Source organism: Ancylobacter sp. TS-1, assembly GCF_009223885.1.
Classification (GTDB): Bacteria; Pseudomonadota; Alphaproteobacteria; order Rhizobiales; family Xanthobacteraceae; genus Ancylobacter.
Genome location: NZ_CP045144.1, coordinates 1,492,496 through 1,507,308 on the forward strand (window position 1 = coordinate 1,492,496; position 14,813 = coordinate 1,507,308).

The 14,813-nt window shown below is 69.6% G+C and carries 15 protein-coding genes; 4 read left to right on the top strand and 11 right to left on the bottom strand.

Annotation, left to right across the window (positions count from 1 at the left end):
- Positions 1-12 precede the first annotated feature (12 nt).
- The gene (locus tag GBB76_RS07205) at positions 13-816 is read right to left on the bottom strand and encodes an FkbM family methyltransferase (protein ID WP_152302677.1); all 804 of its coding nucleotides are present in this window, start codon (positions 814-816) and stop codon (positions 13-15) included.
- 170 nt (positions 817-986) lie between these two features.
- Complete coding sequence (locus GBB76_RS07210) at positions 987-1,508, bottom strand: GNAT family N-acetyltransferase (protein ID WP_152302678.1); 522 nt, start codon at positions 1,506-1,508, stop codon at positions 987-989.
- Between the two features lie 245 nt (positions 1,509-1,753).
- Here GBB76_RS07210 and GBB76_RS07215 point away from each other — a divergent pair, with 245 nt between their 5' ends.
- The 3 genes from GBB76_RS07215 (at position 1,754) to GBB76_RS07225 (ending at position 5,375) form a co-directional block, all read left to right on the top strand.
- Positions 1,754-2,293: a GNAT family N-acetyltransferase gene (locus GBB76_RS07215; RefSeq protein WP_152304780.1), complete on the top strand. Its 540-nt coding sequence runs from the start codon at positions 1,754-1,756 to the stop codon at positions 2,291-2,293.
- Positions 2,294-2,383: 90 nt separating this feature from the next.
- The gene (locus GBB76_RS07220) at positions 2,384-4,285 is read left to right on the top strand and encodes a diguanylate cyclase domain-containing protein (protein WP_162375514.1); all 1,902 of its coding nucleotides are present in this window, start codon (positions 2,384-2,386) and stop codon (positions 4,283-4,285) included.
- A gap of 121 nt (positions 4,286-4,406) precedes the next feature.
- The gene (locus tag GBB76_RS07225) at positions 4,407-5,375 is read left to right on the top strand and encodes a glutathione S-transferase family protein (RefSeq protein ID WP_152302680.1); all 969 of its coding nucleotides are present in this window, start codon (positions 4,407-4,409) and stop codon (positions 5,373-5,375) included.
- Between the two features lie 28 nt (positions 5,376-5,403).
- Here the strand turns inward: GBB76_RS07225 and GBB76_RS07230 are convergent, their stop codons facing one another.
- The 3 genes from GBB76_RS07230 to mnmA form a co-directional block, all read right to left on the bottom strand.
- Complete coding sequence (locus GBB76_RS07230; protein ID WP_152302681.1) at positions 5,404-6,612, bottom strand: serine aminopeptidase domain-containing protein; 1,209 nt, start codon at positions 6,610-6,612, stop codon at positions 5,404-5,406.
- A 76-nt stretch (positions 6,613-6,688) separates the two neighbouring features.
- Positions 6,689-7,372 (bottom strand): class I SAM-dependent methyltransferase, encoded by a 684-nt coding sequence (locus GBB76_RS07235; RefSeq protein WP_152302682.1) that lies wholly within the window; start codon positions 7,370-7,372, stop codon positions 6,689-6,691.
- 54 nt (positions 7,373-7,426) lie between these two features.
- Entirely contained in the window at positions 7,427-8,614 is a 1,188-nt protein-coding gene (gene mnmA / locus GBB76_RS07240; protein WP_152302683.1) for a tRNA 2-thiouridine(34) synthase MnmA, read from the bottom strand.
- A gap of 321 nt (positions 8,615-8,935) precedes the next feature.
- Here mnmA and GBB76_RS07245 point away from each other — a divergent pair, with 321 nt between their 5' ends.
- Positions 8,936-9,211, top strand: a complete 276-nt coding sequence (locus GBB76_RS07245) for a DUF1153 domain-containing protein (protein WP_144342224.1) — start codon at positions 8,936-8,938, stop codon at positions 9,209-9,211.
- 64 nt (positions 9,212-9,275) lie between these two features.
- Here the strand turns inward: GBB76_RS07245 and phnN are convergent, their stop codons facing one another.
- The 6 genes from phnN to GBB76_RS07275 form a co-directional block, all read right to left on the bottom strand.
- Positions 9,276-9,851, bottom strand: a complete 576-nt coding sequence (phnN, locus tag GBB76_RS07250; protein WP_246669067.1) for a phosphonate metabolism protein/1,5-bisphosphokinase (PRPP-forming) PhnN — start codon at positions 9,849-9,851, stop codon at positions 9,276-9,278.
- A complete protein-coding gene (locus tag GBB76_RS07255; protein ID WP_152302684.1) occupies positions 9,848-10,987 on the bottom strand; it encodes an alpha-D-ribose 1-methylphosphonate 5-triphosphate diphosphatase in 1,140 nt (379 codons plus the stop codon). The genes phnN and GBB76_RS07255 overlap by 4 nt, the downstream gene beginning before the upstream one ends.
- A complete protein-coding gene (phnL, locus tag GBB76_RS07260) occupies positions 10,984-11,691 on the bottom strand; it encodes a phosphonate C-P lyase system protein PhnL (protein ID WP_152302685.1) in 708 nt (235 codons plus the stop codon). The genes GBB76_RS07255 and phnL overlap by 4 nt, the downstream gene beginning before the upstream one ends.
- A gap of 141 nt (positions 11,692-11,832) precedes the next feature.
- Positions 11,833-12,609 carry a phosphonate C-P lyase system protein PhnK gene (phnK, locus tag GBB76_RS07265; RefSeq protein WP_152302686.1) on the bottom strand — a complete coding sequence of 259 codons (777 nt, stop codon included), beginning with the start codon at positions 12,607-12,609 and terminating at the stop codon, positions 11,833-11,835.
- A 14-nt stretch (positions 12,610-12,623) separates the two neighbouring features.
- A complete protein-coding gene (locus GBB76_RS07270; RefSeq protein ID WP_371717103.1) occupies positions 12,624-13,688 on the bottom strand; it encodes an alpha-D-ribose 1-methylphosphonate 5-phosphate C-P-lyase PhnJ in 1,065 nt (354 codons plus the stop codon).
- On the bottom strand, positions 13,685-14,812 hold the full coding sequence (locus GBB76_RS07275) for a carbon-phosphorus lyase complex subunit PhnI (protein WP_152302687.1): 1,128 nt from the start codon (positions 14,810-14,812) through the stop codon (positions 13,685-13,687). The genes GBB76_RS07270 and GBB76_RS07275 overlap by 4 nt, the downstream gene beginning before the upstream one ends.
- Between the last annotated feature and the right edge of the window lies 1 nt (position 14,813).

Here is a 14,813-nt window from a genome sequence, read left to right on the forward strand (position 1 = left end):
CTCGAGGCCCGCTCAGCTTCCCGCAAGGCGCGCATGGGTGTCGTACCAGCCGGCGCGATAGCGCAGCCGGTTGAGCACCCTGACAAGATTCGGGCCGAGCAGCGGCTCGTCGCCGACGAGGTGATAGCGCAGGAAGATCGACTTGTACGCCTCGATCGCCTGCTCCGCCGTCAGCCATTCGCCGGGGGCCTCGTCGCCGAACAGGCCGCTGGCGCCGAACGTGAAGGCATGGTCGGCGTAGCTTCCCTCTCGCGGCGGATTCGGCGGGCGCTGCTTGCGCACCGTGTCCTGGCGCACGACCTTGAAGCGGTCATAGCCCAGTTCGCGGAAGGTCTCGAACTCCTCGCGCAGCTTGCCGAAGGACACCTTCTCGGATTCGATGGAGATGTATTTCGGCCGTTCGGCGGAGAGCTTCAGCGAGCGCAGGGCGACCATGTCCATGCCCTCGATGTCGATCTTGATGAAATAGGGCAGGCCGAACTCCGCGATGATGTCCTCGAAGGGCGCGGCCTCGACCTCGATCTCCTCCGACTTCTTGCCGAGCCGCTCGTTGCGGCGCGCCCAGTCGGGGTCGACCGTCCCCCACTCCGTCAGCTCGTTCTTGTAGAAGGTCAGCGTGCCGCGCTGGTCGGAGATCGCCTTGTTGACGATGATCAGGCGGCCATCGGCGATATGGGGCGAGAAGGTCTGCCGGGCGCGCGCGCACAGCTCGGGGTTCGCGTCGATGGCGACCACTCGGAAGCCCTTCTTGAGATAGAATTCCGTGTCCTCGCCGCGATGCAGGCCAAGATCGTAGATCAGGTCCGACATGTTCATCACGGCTTCCAGAGGTTCTGCGATCAGGGGAAAACAGGCAGGGGGCGGCGGCTGACGGCCACTATACTGTCATTCGACCGCGGATCGACGGAATCCGGTCGATGCGGGCCCGGCTGGCGGACGCCTATCAACAGCAACGTCGCGCCAGGGGCGGCGAGCCGCCCCTCGCCTCACGCCGGCACGCGCTTCCTCACGGCGCCGCGCACCTCGTCGAGCGGCGTCGCGTCGAGCGGGCAGACCAGCACACGGGCGGGATCGACCGGCCCCGGCAGGCTCACCTGGCCGTGCGGCACCCGGTGGAAACCGAGGCGCCCGTAATAGGGCTCGTCGCCCACCAGCAGCACGAGGCGCGCCGCGCCCGACATGTCCATGACCGCCTTCGCGGCTTCCAGGCTGCGCTCCACCAGCCGCCGGCCGATGCCGTGCGAGCGGAAGGGCGGCTCCACGGTGAGCGGGCCGAGCAGCAGGGCAGGCAGCGTGCCGATCTCGATCGGCGTCAGCCGCACCGAGCCGACCAGCATGGTGCCGATATAGGCGGTGAAGGAGAGGTCGCGCCGGTGCGGGTTGTTCTCGCGCAGCCGATAGGCCGTGCGCGCGAAACGGCCCGGACCGAAGGTGCGCGCCACCAGCCGCTCGATGGCGGCATCGTCGGAAGGGTTCTCGGGCAGAAGCGAAATGGACAGTTCGGTCATCGGGACACTCGGCGCTCAAGGCTCGGCACAGTGCGCACCGAGCGTCCGCGCCTCACGGCCGCCGGCGGGCAGAAACGGACAGGCACGCGCGCGCATCCGCGCGGCGGGCTCGCTCGTCTCGTCGTCGCTGGGCCGGCATCCTTGACATCGGGACCTTCCTCGATTGGTCGGGCCGGATAGCACAGGCGGCGCGCGAGGTCGAGCGTTGCCGTCCCCTCGTGGGATGGATTAGCCTCACCGCCACCATGACCGCGCCCGCCATCCGCCCCCTCGCCCCCGACGATGCGACCGTCGACGCGCTCGCCGCGCTCCTCATCGAAACCGTGGCCGCCGACGGCTCGGTGTCCTTCATGCACCCGCTGTCCCCCGAGCGGGCGGCGGCCTTCTGCCGCGCGGCGCTCGACAGTGCGGCACGCGGCGAGCGGATCGTGCTCGGCGCGTTCCTCGACGGCGCTCTCGCCGGCACGGTGACGCTCCAACTCGCCCTGCCGGAGAACCAGCCCCACCGTGCCGAGATCGCCAAGATGATGACGGCGACCGCCCATCGCCGACGCGGCATCGCCAGCGCGCTGCTGGACGAGGCCGAACGGCTGGCCCTCGCCCATGGCCGCACCCTTCTTGTGCTCGACACGGCGGCCGATGGCGGCGCCGCCGGCCTGTACGAGAAGCACGGCTTCGTCCGCGCCGGCGAGATTCCCGGCTTCGCGCTGAAGCCCCGCGGCGGGCTGACCGCCACGCTGCTCTACTGGAAGCAGCTTGCGGCAACGGCGCGCGACGGCGGCTAGCGGCGGGCGCAGCATCTTTTAACGGATCGGTGCGATAATGCGTCATAGGTGCGTGCCGCTGGTCGCGCGCCGATGACTTCGGATGCCCTGATGCGTGACGAGCCCATATCCGCGCGAAAGGTCGCCCGCCCTGCCCCCGGACGCGAACGGCGGAGCAAGGTCGGGCGCCAGCTCGCGCTGTTCGGTGTCGTGGTCGGCGCCTTGCTGGCCGTGGGCGTCATCCTCGTGCTGATCGAGTTCCGCCACGCCGCCATCCATCGCGTCGACGAAGAGCTCAAGCGCATGGCGCTCGTGCTGGCCGATCAGGCCGAACGCGCCTTTCAGGCGCTGGAGACCGCTCAGAACGGCATATTGCAGGAGCTTCAGACCCAGGAGGTCGACAATCCCGACGCCCTGCGCGATCAGAAGAACCGGCCGGATCTGCACGAATCGCTGCGCCAGCGCATCGCCGGCCTCGCCCATATCGAACTGATCGCGCTGATCGACGACAAGGGCGAGGTGGTCGGCCATTCCCATCCCATCACCGCCTCGGTCGGCAATCTGGCGGAGCGCCGCTTTTTCACCGCGCTGCGCGACGGTCCGCCGAACGGGCGCTATGTCTCCGTGCCGCTGGCCGATCCGAACGACACCGTGTGGACGGTCCACATCGCCCAGCGGGTGAGCGGCAAGGACGACGCCTTCGTCGGGATCGTGATCGGCGCCGTGCGGCTGAGCTATTTCGAGACCCTGTACGGCACGGTGGCCGCCACCTCCGGCGACGTCATCTCGCTCGTTCATACCGATGGCGACGTCCTCGCCCGCTATCCCGCCCTCGAGGGCCGCCCGCAGGATGGCGGCGGCAACCCCCTCGCCGCTTTCGTGCCGGTGGCCGAGAAGCCGCACGAACGCACCATCCGCGTCGGCCCGTCCCATTTCACCGCTACCCATCCGGTGGCCGCTTATCCGGTGGAGGTCCAGGTGAGCCGCGAAGCCGTGCATGTGCTGGGCAGCTGGCAGCAGGAGGCGCTGGTGATCCTGCTCGGCGCCGGCCTCGTCGAGCTGAGCCTCGCCGGCGTGGTGGTGCTGGGGGTGCGGCAGATCCGCAGCCAGGGCCGTCTGGCGCAGATGGAGCGCGAGCGCCGCACCCAGCACATACGCTTCGCCACCGCCATGGAGCATCTGAACCAGGGCGTGTGCATGCTCGACCCGCACGGGCGCATCGCGGTGATCAACCCGCGCCTGCGCGAATTGCTGGCCCTGCCGGGGGAGGCCGCGCTGGTCGGGCTCTCCCTCGGTGCATTCGCCCGCGCGGCTGTGGCCGCCGGCCGGGTGACGGCCGCCGACATCCGCCGCCTGCGCCGCGCCATCGCGGAACTGCCGGCGACGATGCCGGCCTCGCTCACCCTCCATCTGTCCGACGGACGGGTCTTCGTCGTCGAACTCGACACCACGCCGGATGGCGGCCATCTGGCGACGGTGGAGGACGCCACCGAGCGCCACCACGCCGAGATGCGCATCCACCACCTCGCCCATCACGACCCGCTCACCGGCCTCGCCAACCGCACGCTGTTCTCGCAGCGCCTGCGCGAGGCCACCGCAGGCAGCGGCCCGCCGGCGGCGCTGCTGCTGGTGGACCTCGACCATTTCAAGACCGTCAACGATCGCTTCGGCCATCCGGTCGGCGACGCGCTTCTGGTCGCCGCCGCCGAGCGCCTGCGCGGCTGCCTCGGCGCGGGCGACCTCGCCGCCCGGCTCGGCGGCGACGAATTCGCGGTGCTGCAGACCGGCGCGGCGCAGCCGGAGGGCGCCCGCGCGCTCGGCGCCCGCCTCGTCGAGGCGCTCGGCGCGCCATACGACATCGAGGGCCGCCATCTCGTGGTGCGCGCCTCGGCGGGCAGCGCCGTCGCCGGCGACGGCGACGACGAGGTGGTGCTGATGCGGCAGGCCGACCTTGCCCTCTACCGCGCCAAGGGCGAGGGCCGCGGCCGCCACGTCATGGCCGGCGAAAGCTGACGCCGAAAGGGTCGACGCCGGAAGGCATGCGCGCAAGACCGCCCTGCCGCCCGCGCAAGCGATCCCCGCTGGAATGCCGCCCGTTCCGCTCTACTCTCCCGGACAACAGAGGGAGGCGATTATGGGACTGCTGGTCGAGGGCAAATGGGTCGACAAATGGTACGACACGAAGAGCACCGGCGGGCGCTTCGTGCGCACCGTCACCAGCTTCCGCAACTGGATCACCCCTGACGGCGCCCCCGGCCCCACCGGCGAGGGCGGCTTTCCCGCGCAGGCCGGGCGCTATCACCTCTATGTCTCCTATGCCTGCCCCTGGGCGCACCGCACCCTCCTCCTGCGCGCGCTGAAGGGGCTGGAGGATGTCGTCTCGGTGTCGGTGGTCGACCCCTTCATGGGCGCCGAGGGCTGGGTCTTCGCCGACCATGCCGAGCGGCACACCGACGGCGCCACCGCCGATTCCGTGCTGGGGAAGAAGCGGCTCTACGAGGTCTATCTGGAAGCCGCCCCCGACTATTCCGGCCGCGTCACCGTGCCGGTGCTGTGGGACAGGAAGCGCGCGACCATCGTGAGCAACGAATCGGCGGAGATCATCCGCATGCTCAACTCGGCCTTCGACGCCTTCACCCCCGACCGGCACGACTACTACCCGGCGGCGCTGGCCGAGGCGATCGACGCGCTCAATGCGCGCATCTACGACGCGGTGAACAACGGCGTCTACAAGGCCGGCTTCGCCACCGCGCAGGCCGCCTATGAGGAGGCGGTCGGCGCCCTCTTCACCATGCTGGACGAGCTGGAGTCCCGGCTGGAAGGCCGCTCCTGGCTGTTCGGCGAGACGCTGACGGAGGCGGATATCCGCCTGTTCACCACGCTGATCCGCTTCGACCCAGTCTATGTCGGCCACTTCAAGTGCAACATCCGCCGGATCGCGGACTACCCGAACCTGTCGCGCTTCGTGAAGGCGCTCTACCACCGCCTCGGCGTCGCCGGCACGGTCAACCTCACCCACATCAAGCGGCACTATTACGAGAGCCACACCACCATCAACCCGACAGGCATCGTACCGGTGGGACCGCAGGTGTGGTGGGGGTGAAAACGGGCTGGAGTGAAGGTCGCCCCCCTCACTTCCCGTCGAACCACGCCTTCCACTGGGGCACAGCGGTGGCGAAGGTGCCGCGGTGGGTGGTTTCGCCGGTGGAGATCGCCTCCACCGCAGGATTGCCGGCGCCGATGGCGCGCTGGTAGGTCTGGGCGAGCTGGCCGAGGCCGATGCTGATCACCTCGTCCTTCTCGCCGTAATAGTTGCGCACCGGCGTACGGATGATCCAGCGATAGGCGTTGGTGGCCGCCACCAGCCGCCCATAGGCGGACGCCGCGAAGAAGTGCGGGTCGAAATAGTCCGGCCGGATCAGCTTCCTGAGATCGGTCGGTATGTTGGCGGCGTCGAACGGCTCGCGCGCATAGGCCTTGCGCGCCACCTCGTAATACGCGTCGGCGATCAGCGAGCGCGCCAGCCCCGGCACGCCGTAATAGTTCTCGAACGAGAACGACGAGAGGATGAACAGCGTCGTCACCCAGGAGGCGTCGTTCGGGCGCGGGAAGTCGAGAAAGCCGCTCAGCGCCACGAAGATGTCGACCGGCGCGCTGGCGGTGGCGGCGGCGTTCACCGCGATGCCGTCCGCCTCCAGCTTTTCCAGCAGCGCCATGGTCACGAAGCCGCCCTGCGACCAGCCGGCGAGGAACAGTTTGGGGGTGGAGAGTTTCATCGCCGCCAGCACCTGCCGGCTGGCCGTCACCATGTCGGCGGTCGCCTGCTGGTGGGCGGCCTTCACCATGTAGCCTTCCGGCTCGGTGGAGAGGCCGAGGCCGAAATAGTCGGCGCCGACGACGACATAGCCCTGCCCGGCGAACTGCGCCACCATCAGCGCCGTCTCGGTCGACTGCGCGATGAAGGACGGCACCTGCTGTTTTCCGTACACCGTCCCGTGCTGGTAGGAGACCATGGGAAAGCTGGTGCCCGGCAGGTCCGGGATGGCGAGCAGGCCGGTCGCGGTCGTCGGCCGGTTGCCGCGCTCGGGGATCACGGAAGGGTATGTGACGCGGTAGAGGCGCACCGCGTTGCGGGCCGGCGTGTAGTCCACCGCAACACCGGCGAAGGCCGGCGTCTCGGTCTTCAGGACCGTGTTGAGCCGGTCGACATCCCAGCGTTCGAGGAATTCGTAGCTGATGCCGCCCGGCACGGCGACTGCGCCCTTCTCCTGCGCCCGGGCGGGAGCGGATGCGGCGATGGCGAGAAGGCAGAGCGCGAGGGCGCGAAACAGGAAGGCCATGATCTGCCCATGCGGCGCGAGGACGGGGATTCGTGCCGGAGCGTCCGCGATCGGACGCCCCCGCGCAATACCGTCCTCAGCCCGCCAGCGCCACGCTTTCCGTCGCGGCGGCCATCTCGGCCTCGGTGCGCTTGCGGAAGCGGACCATGGTGTACATGCCGAGCGCCACGTCGCGCTTGATCGGCAGGTCGACGGAGCCATTGCGCACCGCCCAGTTGTGCAGGCGGGCGAACTGGAATTCCGGGCGCCAGCCGAGCTTGCGGGCGCGCCGCGCGAACCAGCGCTCGAAGACCGCGCGCGGCCCGTCCTCGGCACCGAGATGGTTCACCAGGATGATCTCGCCGCCCGGCTTCAGCACGCGGGCCATCTCGTCCAGCGTCTCCTCCGGGTGCGGCACCACGGTGATGACGAACTGCGCCATGACGACGTCGAAGGAATTGTCGGCGAAGCCCATATGGGCGCCGTCCATCAGGCACAGGCCCTCGACATGGGAGAGGCCTTCCTTCTCCACCTTCTCGCGCGCCTTGCGCAGCATGGGCTCGGAAATGTCGACCCCGACCAGGCGGTTGCTGGGCTTGTAGGCCGGCAGCGCGAAGCCGGTGCCGACGCCGAATTCCAGGATGCGCCCGCCAATCCGCTCCGCCGCGCGCAGCGCCGCCTTGCGGCCGGGCTCGAACACGGCGCCGAACACGATGTCGTAGATCGGCGCCCAGCGGGCATAGGCCTCTTCCACGGTGGCGCGATCGAGATCGGTCGTCATGCGGTTCCCCTTGAATGCCCCGGGCAGCCGCCCGTCACGCCACCAACGCCCGACTCACGCCGAACGTGCCATCATCTCCACGTCACGTGTCACCCCGGTGAAGGCCTCGGCCGCGCGGCGGATCACCCCGCCGCCCAGCAGACGCGCCCCGGCGCCGCCCTCCTCGTAGAACACGCAGGCCTGCCCCGGCGCCACGCCTTCCTCGGCCACGTGCAGGCGCACCTCGATGCCGCCATCGGCCGCGCGACCGAGATGGCCGGCAGCCGGCGCGCGCGCCGAGCGCACCTTCACGTAAATCTCGCGCTCGCCCGCCGCCGCCGCGTCCAGCGGCTCGTCACCGAGCCAGTTCACCTCGTCGATGCGGATCGCCGCGACGCCGAGCGCCGTGCGCGGGCCGACCACCACGCGCCGGGCGCCGGCGTCGATGCCGACCACATAGAGCGGCTCGGAGGCGGCGATGCCGAGCCCCTTGCGCTGCCCGATCGTGTAGCGCATCACCCCGGCATGGCGGCCGAGCACGCGCCCGTCCAGATGCACGATGTCGCCGGGTTCCGCCGCCTCGGGGCGCAGCTTCTCGACAATGGCGGTGTAGTGCCCGTTGGGGACGAAGCAGATGTCCTGGCTGTCCGGCTTGTCGGCGACCTTCAGCCCGAAGCTCTCCGCCAGCGCGCGCACTTCCGGCTTGGTGGTCTCGCCGAGCGGGAAGCGCAGCATGTCGATCTGCGCCTGCGTGGTGGCGTAGAGGAAATAGCTCTGGTCGCGGCTCTCGTCGAGCGGGCGGAACAGCGCCCGCCGCCCGCCTTCCAGCGCCCGGCTGGTGACGTAATGGCCGGTGGCGAGAATGTCGGCGCCGAGGTCGCGCGCGGTCTCCAGCAGATCGCGGAACTTCACGGTGCGATTGCAGTCGACGCAGGGAATGGGGGTCTCGCCGGCCGCATAGGCGTCGGCGAAGCGCTCGATCACCGCGTGGCGGAACCGGCTTTCATAATCGAGCACGTAATGGGGGATGCCGAGCTTCTCGGCCACCATGCGCGCATCGTAGATGTCCTGGCCGGCGCAGCAGGCACCGGGGCGGTGGTGCATCGCCTCGCCATGGTCGTAGAGCTGCAGCGTCACGCCCACCACGTCGTAGCCGGCCTGCGCGTACAGCGCCGCCACGACGGAGGAATCCACGCCGCCCGACATCGCCACGACGACGCGCGTCTGGCTGGCAGGACGGGAGGTATCATCGAGACGGATCATGGGCCCGGAACAGGAGAGTCGGAAAGCGGGAGCGCGGTCGACGCACCTATATAGGGCACGATGGCGCTTCTATGAACCCTGCCCGCGCGCGAAACGGTCGTGAACCGCGCGTTAACGCCGATCGGGCTCCAGTAACCGTCATTCCGCGATGCGGCCACGACAGTGCTGCCCTTGCGACATCAACCGTAAACAAAGTCCTGCGCAAATATTAACGTATCGGCAAACAATTCACGCTCACCGCTACGTGATTCGCTTAGGGAAATATTTAAAGCTCGCGAGATATGCTGCCTGCATTGGTCGTGTGTATTGAGTGAGCGTAACATGACAGAGCCCTACCGCCCGAGGGTGAAATATGTAATCGGGCCGGACGGAAGTCCGCTGACCATTGCCGATCTGCCCCCGCCGAACACAAGGCGCTGGGTCATTCGTCGCAAGGCGGAAGTCGTCGCGGCCGTGCGCGGCGGGCTCCTCAGTCTCGAGGAAGCCTGCAAGCGCTATACTTTGACCACCGAGGAGTTTCTCTCCTGGCAGGCATCCATCGACCGTCACGGCCTTGCCGGCCTGCGCACCACGCGCATCCAGCAATACCGGCAGTGAACGCCATTACGTCGCATTGAAAAGACGGCCGGGCCACGACCCGGCCGTTTTCATGTCCGGCCGGTCACGCAAGGCTGCGCAGGAAGGCCGTCAGCCGCTCGCCGGCGGCGTCTACCGCATCGACATTGAGGATGCGCAGGTCGGGCGGCGCGTCGAGCGCCGGCTCGCGGGCGAGGCGCGCCAGCACCTCTTCCGCGCTCTCGCGGCCCCGCGCGGCGATGCGCGCCGCCAGCTGTTCCGGCGGCGCCGTCACATGCACCACCTTGACCCGGGCGAAGCGCGTCCGCGCCTCCGCCACCGCCGCGCGCGAGCCGTTGGCGACGACGATGAGACCGCTCGCGATGTCCTGCGCCACCTCCTCGCCCAGCGCGTAGCTGAGACCGTTGGCGCGCCAGTGCAGCGGAAAGCGCCCCTGCGCCAGTTCCCGCGCAAACGTCGCCTCGTCGAGGCTGACATGGTTCTCGGTGGCGTCGGTCGGGCGGGTGATGCGCCGGCGCGCGAAGCACAGGCCCGGCCGCCCGGCCAGACGCTCGCGGGCATAGGCGATCAGCGTGTCCTTGCCGGCGCCCGAGGGTCCGACCACCAGCACCAGCAGCCCCGGCCCCAGCCGTCCGTCCGCGTCCGCCGGCTCCCCGCTCACGCCACCCTCTCCCCGTCCCGCCACACGGCGCGCGCCACCGGCGCCGGGCCGACATCGGCGACGCGGATGAAGTCGGCCTTCAGCCCCGGCGCCAGCCGGCCACGATCGGCAAGGCCGGCCGCCACGGCGGGATTGGCGCTGACCATGCGGACGGCGCCGGGCAGGTCGATCCCCTCCACCAGCCCGGGCAGCGTGAAGACCGCGAGCAGCAGGCTGCCCGGCACGTAGTCCGACGACAAGATGTCGAGCACGCCGCGCCGCGCGAGACCGGCGGCGGCGACATTGCCGGTGTGCGAGCCGCCGCGCACCACATTCGGCGCGCCCATTAGCACGCGTATGCCGGCGCCGTGCGAGGCGTCGGCGGCGCCGTCCGTGGTCGGGAACTCGGCGATGGCGACGCCATCCTCGATCGCCTCGGCGACATGTGCGTCGGTGGCGTCGTCATGGCTCGCCAGCACGATGCCGCGCGCACGGGCGAGATCGACGAGGCGCGCCCGGTTGGTGCGGGCGTGGCGGGCATGGGCCTCCAGCCGGTCGGCGACGACAATGTCCATCTCGTCGTCGCTCATGCCGCTCTTCTTCTTGTAGTAGCTGCGGAACTGCTCGACGGTGAGGAACTGGCGCTGGCCCGGCGTGTGGTCCATCAGCGAGATGAGGCGCACATCCGCGCTCTCCATCAGCGCCAGCGTCTCCTCGACGACGCCATCGGCCGCCACTTCGCAGCGCAGATGCACGTGATGCTCGGCGCGCAGCAGCCCGGCCCTGCCCGCCTCGCGCAGCGCCGCCGCCAGCAGCGGCGCGTCACCGTCCATGCCGACGGCCCGCTTGTCCGGCCATACCCGCAGCGAGTCGAACACGGTCGTGATGCCGGAGGCGGCGATCTGCGCGTCATAGGCCGTCACCGCCGCGAAGGCGTTCCACGTCACCCGCGGGCGCGGGTAGAGATGGCCCTCCACATGGTCGGTGTGCAGTTCGACGAAGCCGGGGAGAAGGTAGTCGCCGGCAAGGTCCTGCGCCCCACGCGGCACCGCGCCTTCGCCGATCTCGGCAATCAGTCCGTCGCGGACGACGAGATGGCCGGGGCGCACCTCGCCCTCCAGCACCAGCCGCGCATTGGCGTAGACCGTCTCGTTCATGCCGCCGCCCGCCCGAAGCTGGTGACGTCGATCACCCGGTCGCACACCGCCTCGCGCACCTCGGTATCGTGGAAGATGCCGAGAATGGCGACGCCGGCGCGCTTCTTCTCCTCGATCAGTTCCACCACCACCGCGCGGTTGGCGGCATCGAGCGAGGCGGTCGGCTCGTCCATCAGCAGCAGCGGCCGATGGGCGATCAGCCCGCGCGCGATGTTCACGCGCTGCTGCTCGCCGCCGGAGAAGGTGGCCGGCGGCAACTGCCACAGCCGCTCGGGCAGGTTCAGCCGCGCCAGCAGCACGCCGGCCCGCGCCCGCGCCTCCGCCTGCGGCACGCCGTCATGCACCAGCGGCTCGGCCACCACGTCGAGCGCGCCGACGCGCGGGATCACCCGCAGGAACTGGCTGACATAGCCCATGGTGGTGTCGCGCAGCCGGATCAGCCGGCGCGGCGAGGTGCTCGCCACGTCCACCGCCTCCGCGCCGTCGCGCACGAGGATGGCGCCGGCATCGACGCGGTAATTGCCGTAGACCATCTTCAGCAGCGAGCTCTTGCCGGCCCCCGAGGGACCGCCCAGCGCCACGCACTCGCCGGCGAACAGCTCGAAACCGGCGCCGTCGACCACCGGCAGCCTTGCCCCCTCGCGCAGATGCAGAATGAAGGTCTTGGCGACGCCGGTGACGGAAAGGATGGGATTAGTCACCATGTCGTGTCTCCCTCGTCATCCCGGCCGTAGCGAAGCGGAGAGCCGGGAACGCGGGCCGACCGCGCGCTCCCGTCAGCAGACGATCCCGGATCGGCGCGTGCCGCGCCGTCCGGGATGACGGCGAAGAAGGGGGGAACATCCTCACGCCGCCAGCACCGAGGACACCAGAAGCTGCGTATAGGGCTCGCGCGGATCGTCGAGCACCTGGTCAGTCAGCCCGGTCTCGATCACCCGGCCCTGCCGCATCACCACCATGCGGTGCGACAGCAGGCGCGCCACCGCGAGGTCGTGGGTGACGATGATCACCGCGAGGCCGAGTTCGGATACCAGCCCTCGTATGAGGTCGAGCAGACGCGCCTGCACCGAGACGTCGAGCCCGCCGGTGGGCTCGTCCATGAAGACCAGGCGTGGCCGCGTCACGAGATTTCTCGCTATCTGCAGGCGCTGGCGCATGCCGCCGGAGAAGGCGCGCGGATCGTCGTCGATGCGGTCGCCGGCGATCTCGACCCGGCCGAGCCAGTCGAGCGCCTCCTCGCGGATATTGCCGTAGTGGCGCCAGCCCACCGCCATCAGCCGCTCGCCGACATTGCCGCCGGCCGAGACCGCCATGCGCAGCCCGTCCGCCGGGTTCTGCCGCACGAAGCCCCAGTCGGTGCGCATCAGCAGGCGCCGCTCGGCCGCTCCGAGGGTGGCGAGGTCCGCCAGCCGGCCGTCGCGCATGCGGTAGGAGACGCGGCCCGCGCTCGGCTCAAGCTCGGTGGAGAGCAGGCCGAGCAGGGTCGACTTGCCCGAGCCCGATTCACCCACCACCGCCAGCACCTCGCCGGGATGGACCTCCAGCGAGACGTCGCGGCAGCCGATGCGGGCGCCGTAGTTCTTCGAGAGCCCTTCGGCGATCAGGAGGGGTTGCTCGGTCATGACGTGCCTCTCCTCTACTTCGTCATCCCGGACGGCGCGGCACGCGCCGATCCGGGATCGCCCGCTGACGACGGCGTGGTGGACCCGTCCGAAGTCCCCTCACCCGGCCCTGCGGGCCGACCTCTCCCCGACGGGGAGAGGTGAAGCGCGCCGTCTGCTCCCTCTCCCCGCGGGGGAGAGGGTTGGGGTGAGGGGGACGCGCCGGACATCTCGCCGCGATGGCCCTGCTCCTGCCGGGTGTTGCAGTAGTCGGTGTCCGAGCACACGAACATCCGCCCGCCCTGGTCGTCGAGGATCACCTCGTCGAGATAGACCCCCGTCGCCGCGCAGAGCGCGCAGGGATGGGCGAAGCGCTGCACCTTGAACGGGTGGTCCTCGAAATCGAGCGAGCGCACCTTTGTGTGCGGCGGGATGGCGTAGATGCGCTTCTCGCGTCCCGCGCCGAAAAGCTGGAGCGCGGGGCAGTCGTCGAGCTTGGGATTGTCGAATTTCGGGATCGGCGAGGGGTCCATCACATAGCGCCCCGCCACCTCGACCGGATAGGCATAGGTGGTGGCGATGTGGCCGTGCCGGGCGATGTCCTCGTAGAGCTTCACATGCATGAGCCCGTACTCGGCCAGCGCGTGAAGCTGGCGGGTCTCGGTCTCGCGCGGCTCGAGAAAGCGCAGCGGCTCGGGGATCGGCACCTGGTAGACGAGGATCTGGTTCTCGGTGAGCGCCGTCTCCGGCACACGGTGGCGGGTCTGGATGATGGTCGCCTCCGATGTCGAGGTCGTGGTGGCCACCCCAGCGGTCTTCTCGAAGAAGCCGCGGATCGCCACCGCGTTGGTGGTGTCGTCGGCGCCCTGGTCGATCACTTTCAGCACGTCGTCGCGGCCGAGCACGGCGGCCGTCACCTGCACGCCGCCCGTGCCCCAGCCATAGGGCATCGGCATTTCGCGCGCCGCGAAGGGCACCTGATAGCCGGGAATGGCGATCGCCTTGAGGATCGCCCGGCGGATCATCCGCTTGGTCTGCTCGTCGAGATAGGCGAAATTATAGGTGATCTCCGGCATGCCGCCGATGGCACGGGCGTTCATTCCGCCGCCTCCTTCAGTTCCGTGTCCCGGCGCTCCGTCTCCTGCTCGGCGCGCATCCGGCGCACGAGGTCGAGTTCGGCCTGGAAGTCCACGTAATGCGGCAGCTTGAGGTGCTCGACGAAGCCGGTCGCCTGCACGTTGTCGCAATGGGAGAGCACGAATTCCTCGTCCTGCGCCGGGGCCCCACGCTCCTCGCCGAGTTCCTGCCAGCGCAGCGCCCGCTCGACGAGCGCCATCGACATCGCCTTGCGCTCGCACTGGCCGAAGACGAGGCCATAGCCGCGCGTGAACTGCGGCGGCGAGGTCGCCGAGCCCTTGAACTGGTTCACCGTCTGGCACTCGGTGATCTGCACCGTGCCGAGCGACACCTCGAAGCCGAGTTCGGGCGCCTCGAAGACCACGTCCACGTCGCCGAAGCGGATCTCGCCCACGAAGGGGTGCGAGCGGGCATAGCCGCGCTGGGTGGAATAGCCGAGCGCCAGCAGATAGCCCTCGTCGCCGCGCGCCAGCGCCTGAAGCCGGGTCGGGCGGTCGACGGGGAAGCTCACCGGCGCGCGGGTGAGGTCGAAGGGCTCGGAACCGTCGTCTTCCGGCGCGCCCTCGATCAGCCCCTCGCGGCCGAGCAGGTCGGTCACGCGGGGCATGGAAACGGGCGCGACGGCGTCATCGGCCTGTTTGGCCTCATCGGCCCGATCGTCCACCTCATCGGCCTGATCGGTCAGCGCCAGAGAGGTATCCAGAAGCCGGTGCGTATAGTCGAAGGTCGGGCCGAGAAGCTGCCCGCCGGGCAGGTCCTTATAGGTCGCGGAGACGCGCCGGCGCACCTGCATCCCGCCCGTGTCGAGCGGCTTCGCATAGCCGAAGCGCGGCAGTGTGGTGCGGAAGGCGCGGATGAGGAAGATCGCCTCGATCAGGTCGCCGCGCGCCTGCTTCACCGCCAGCGCCGCCAGTTCCACATCATAAAGCGACCCCTCCGCCATCACTCGGTCCACCGCGAGGGTGAGTTGCTGGGCGATCTGGTCGAGCCCGATCGAGGGAAGATCGGTATCGCCCCGCCGACGCTTGGCCAGCAGCGCATGCGCGTTGCGGATGGCCTTCTCGCCGCCCTTGGCCGCCACATACATC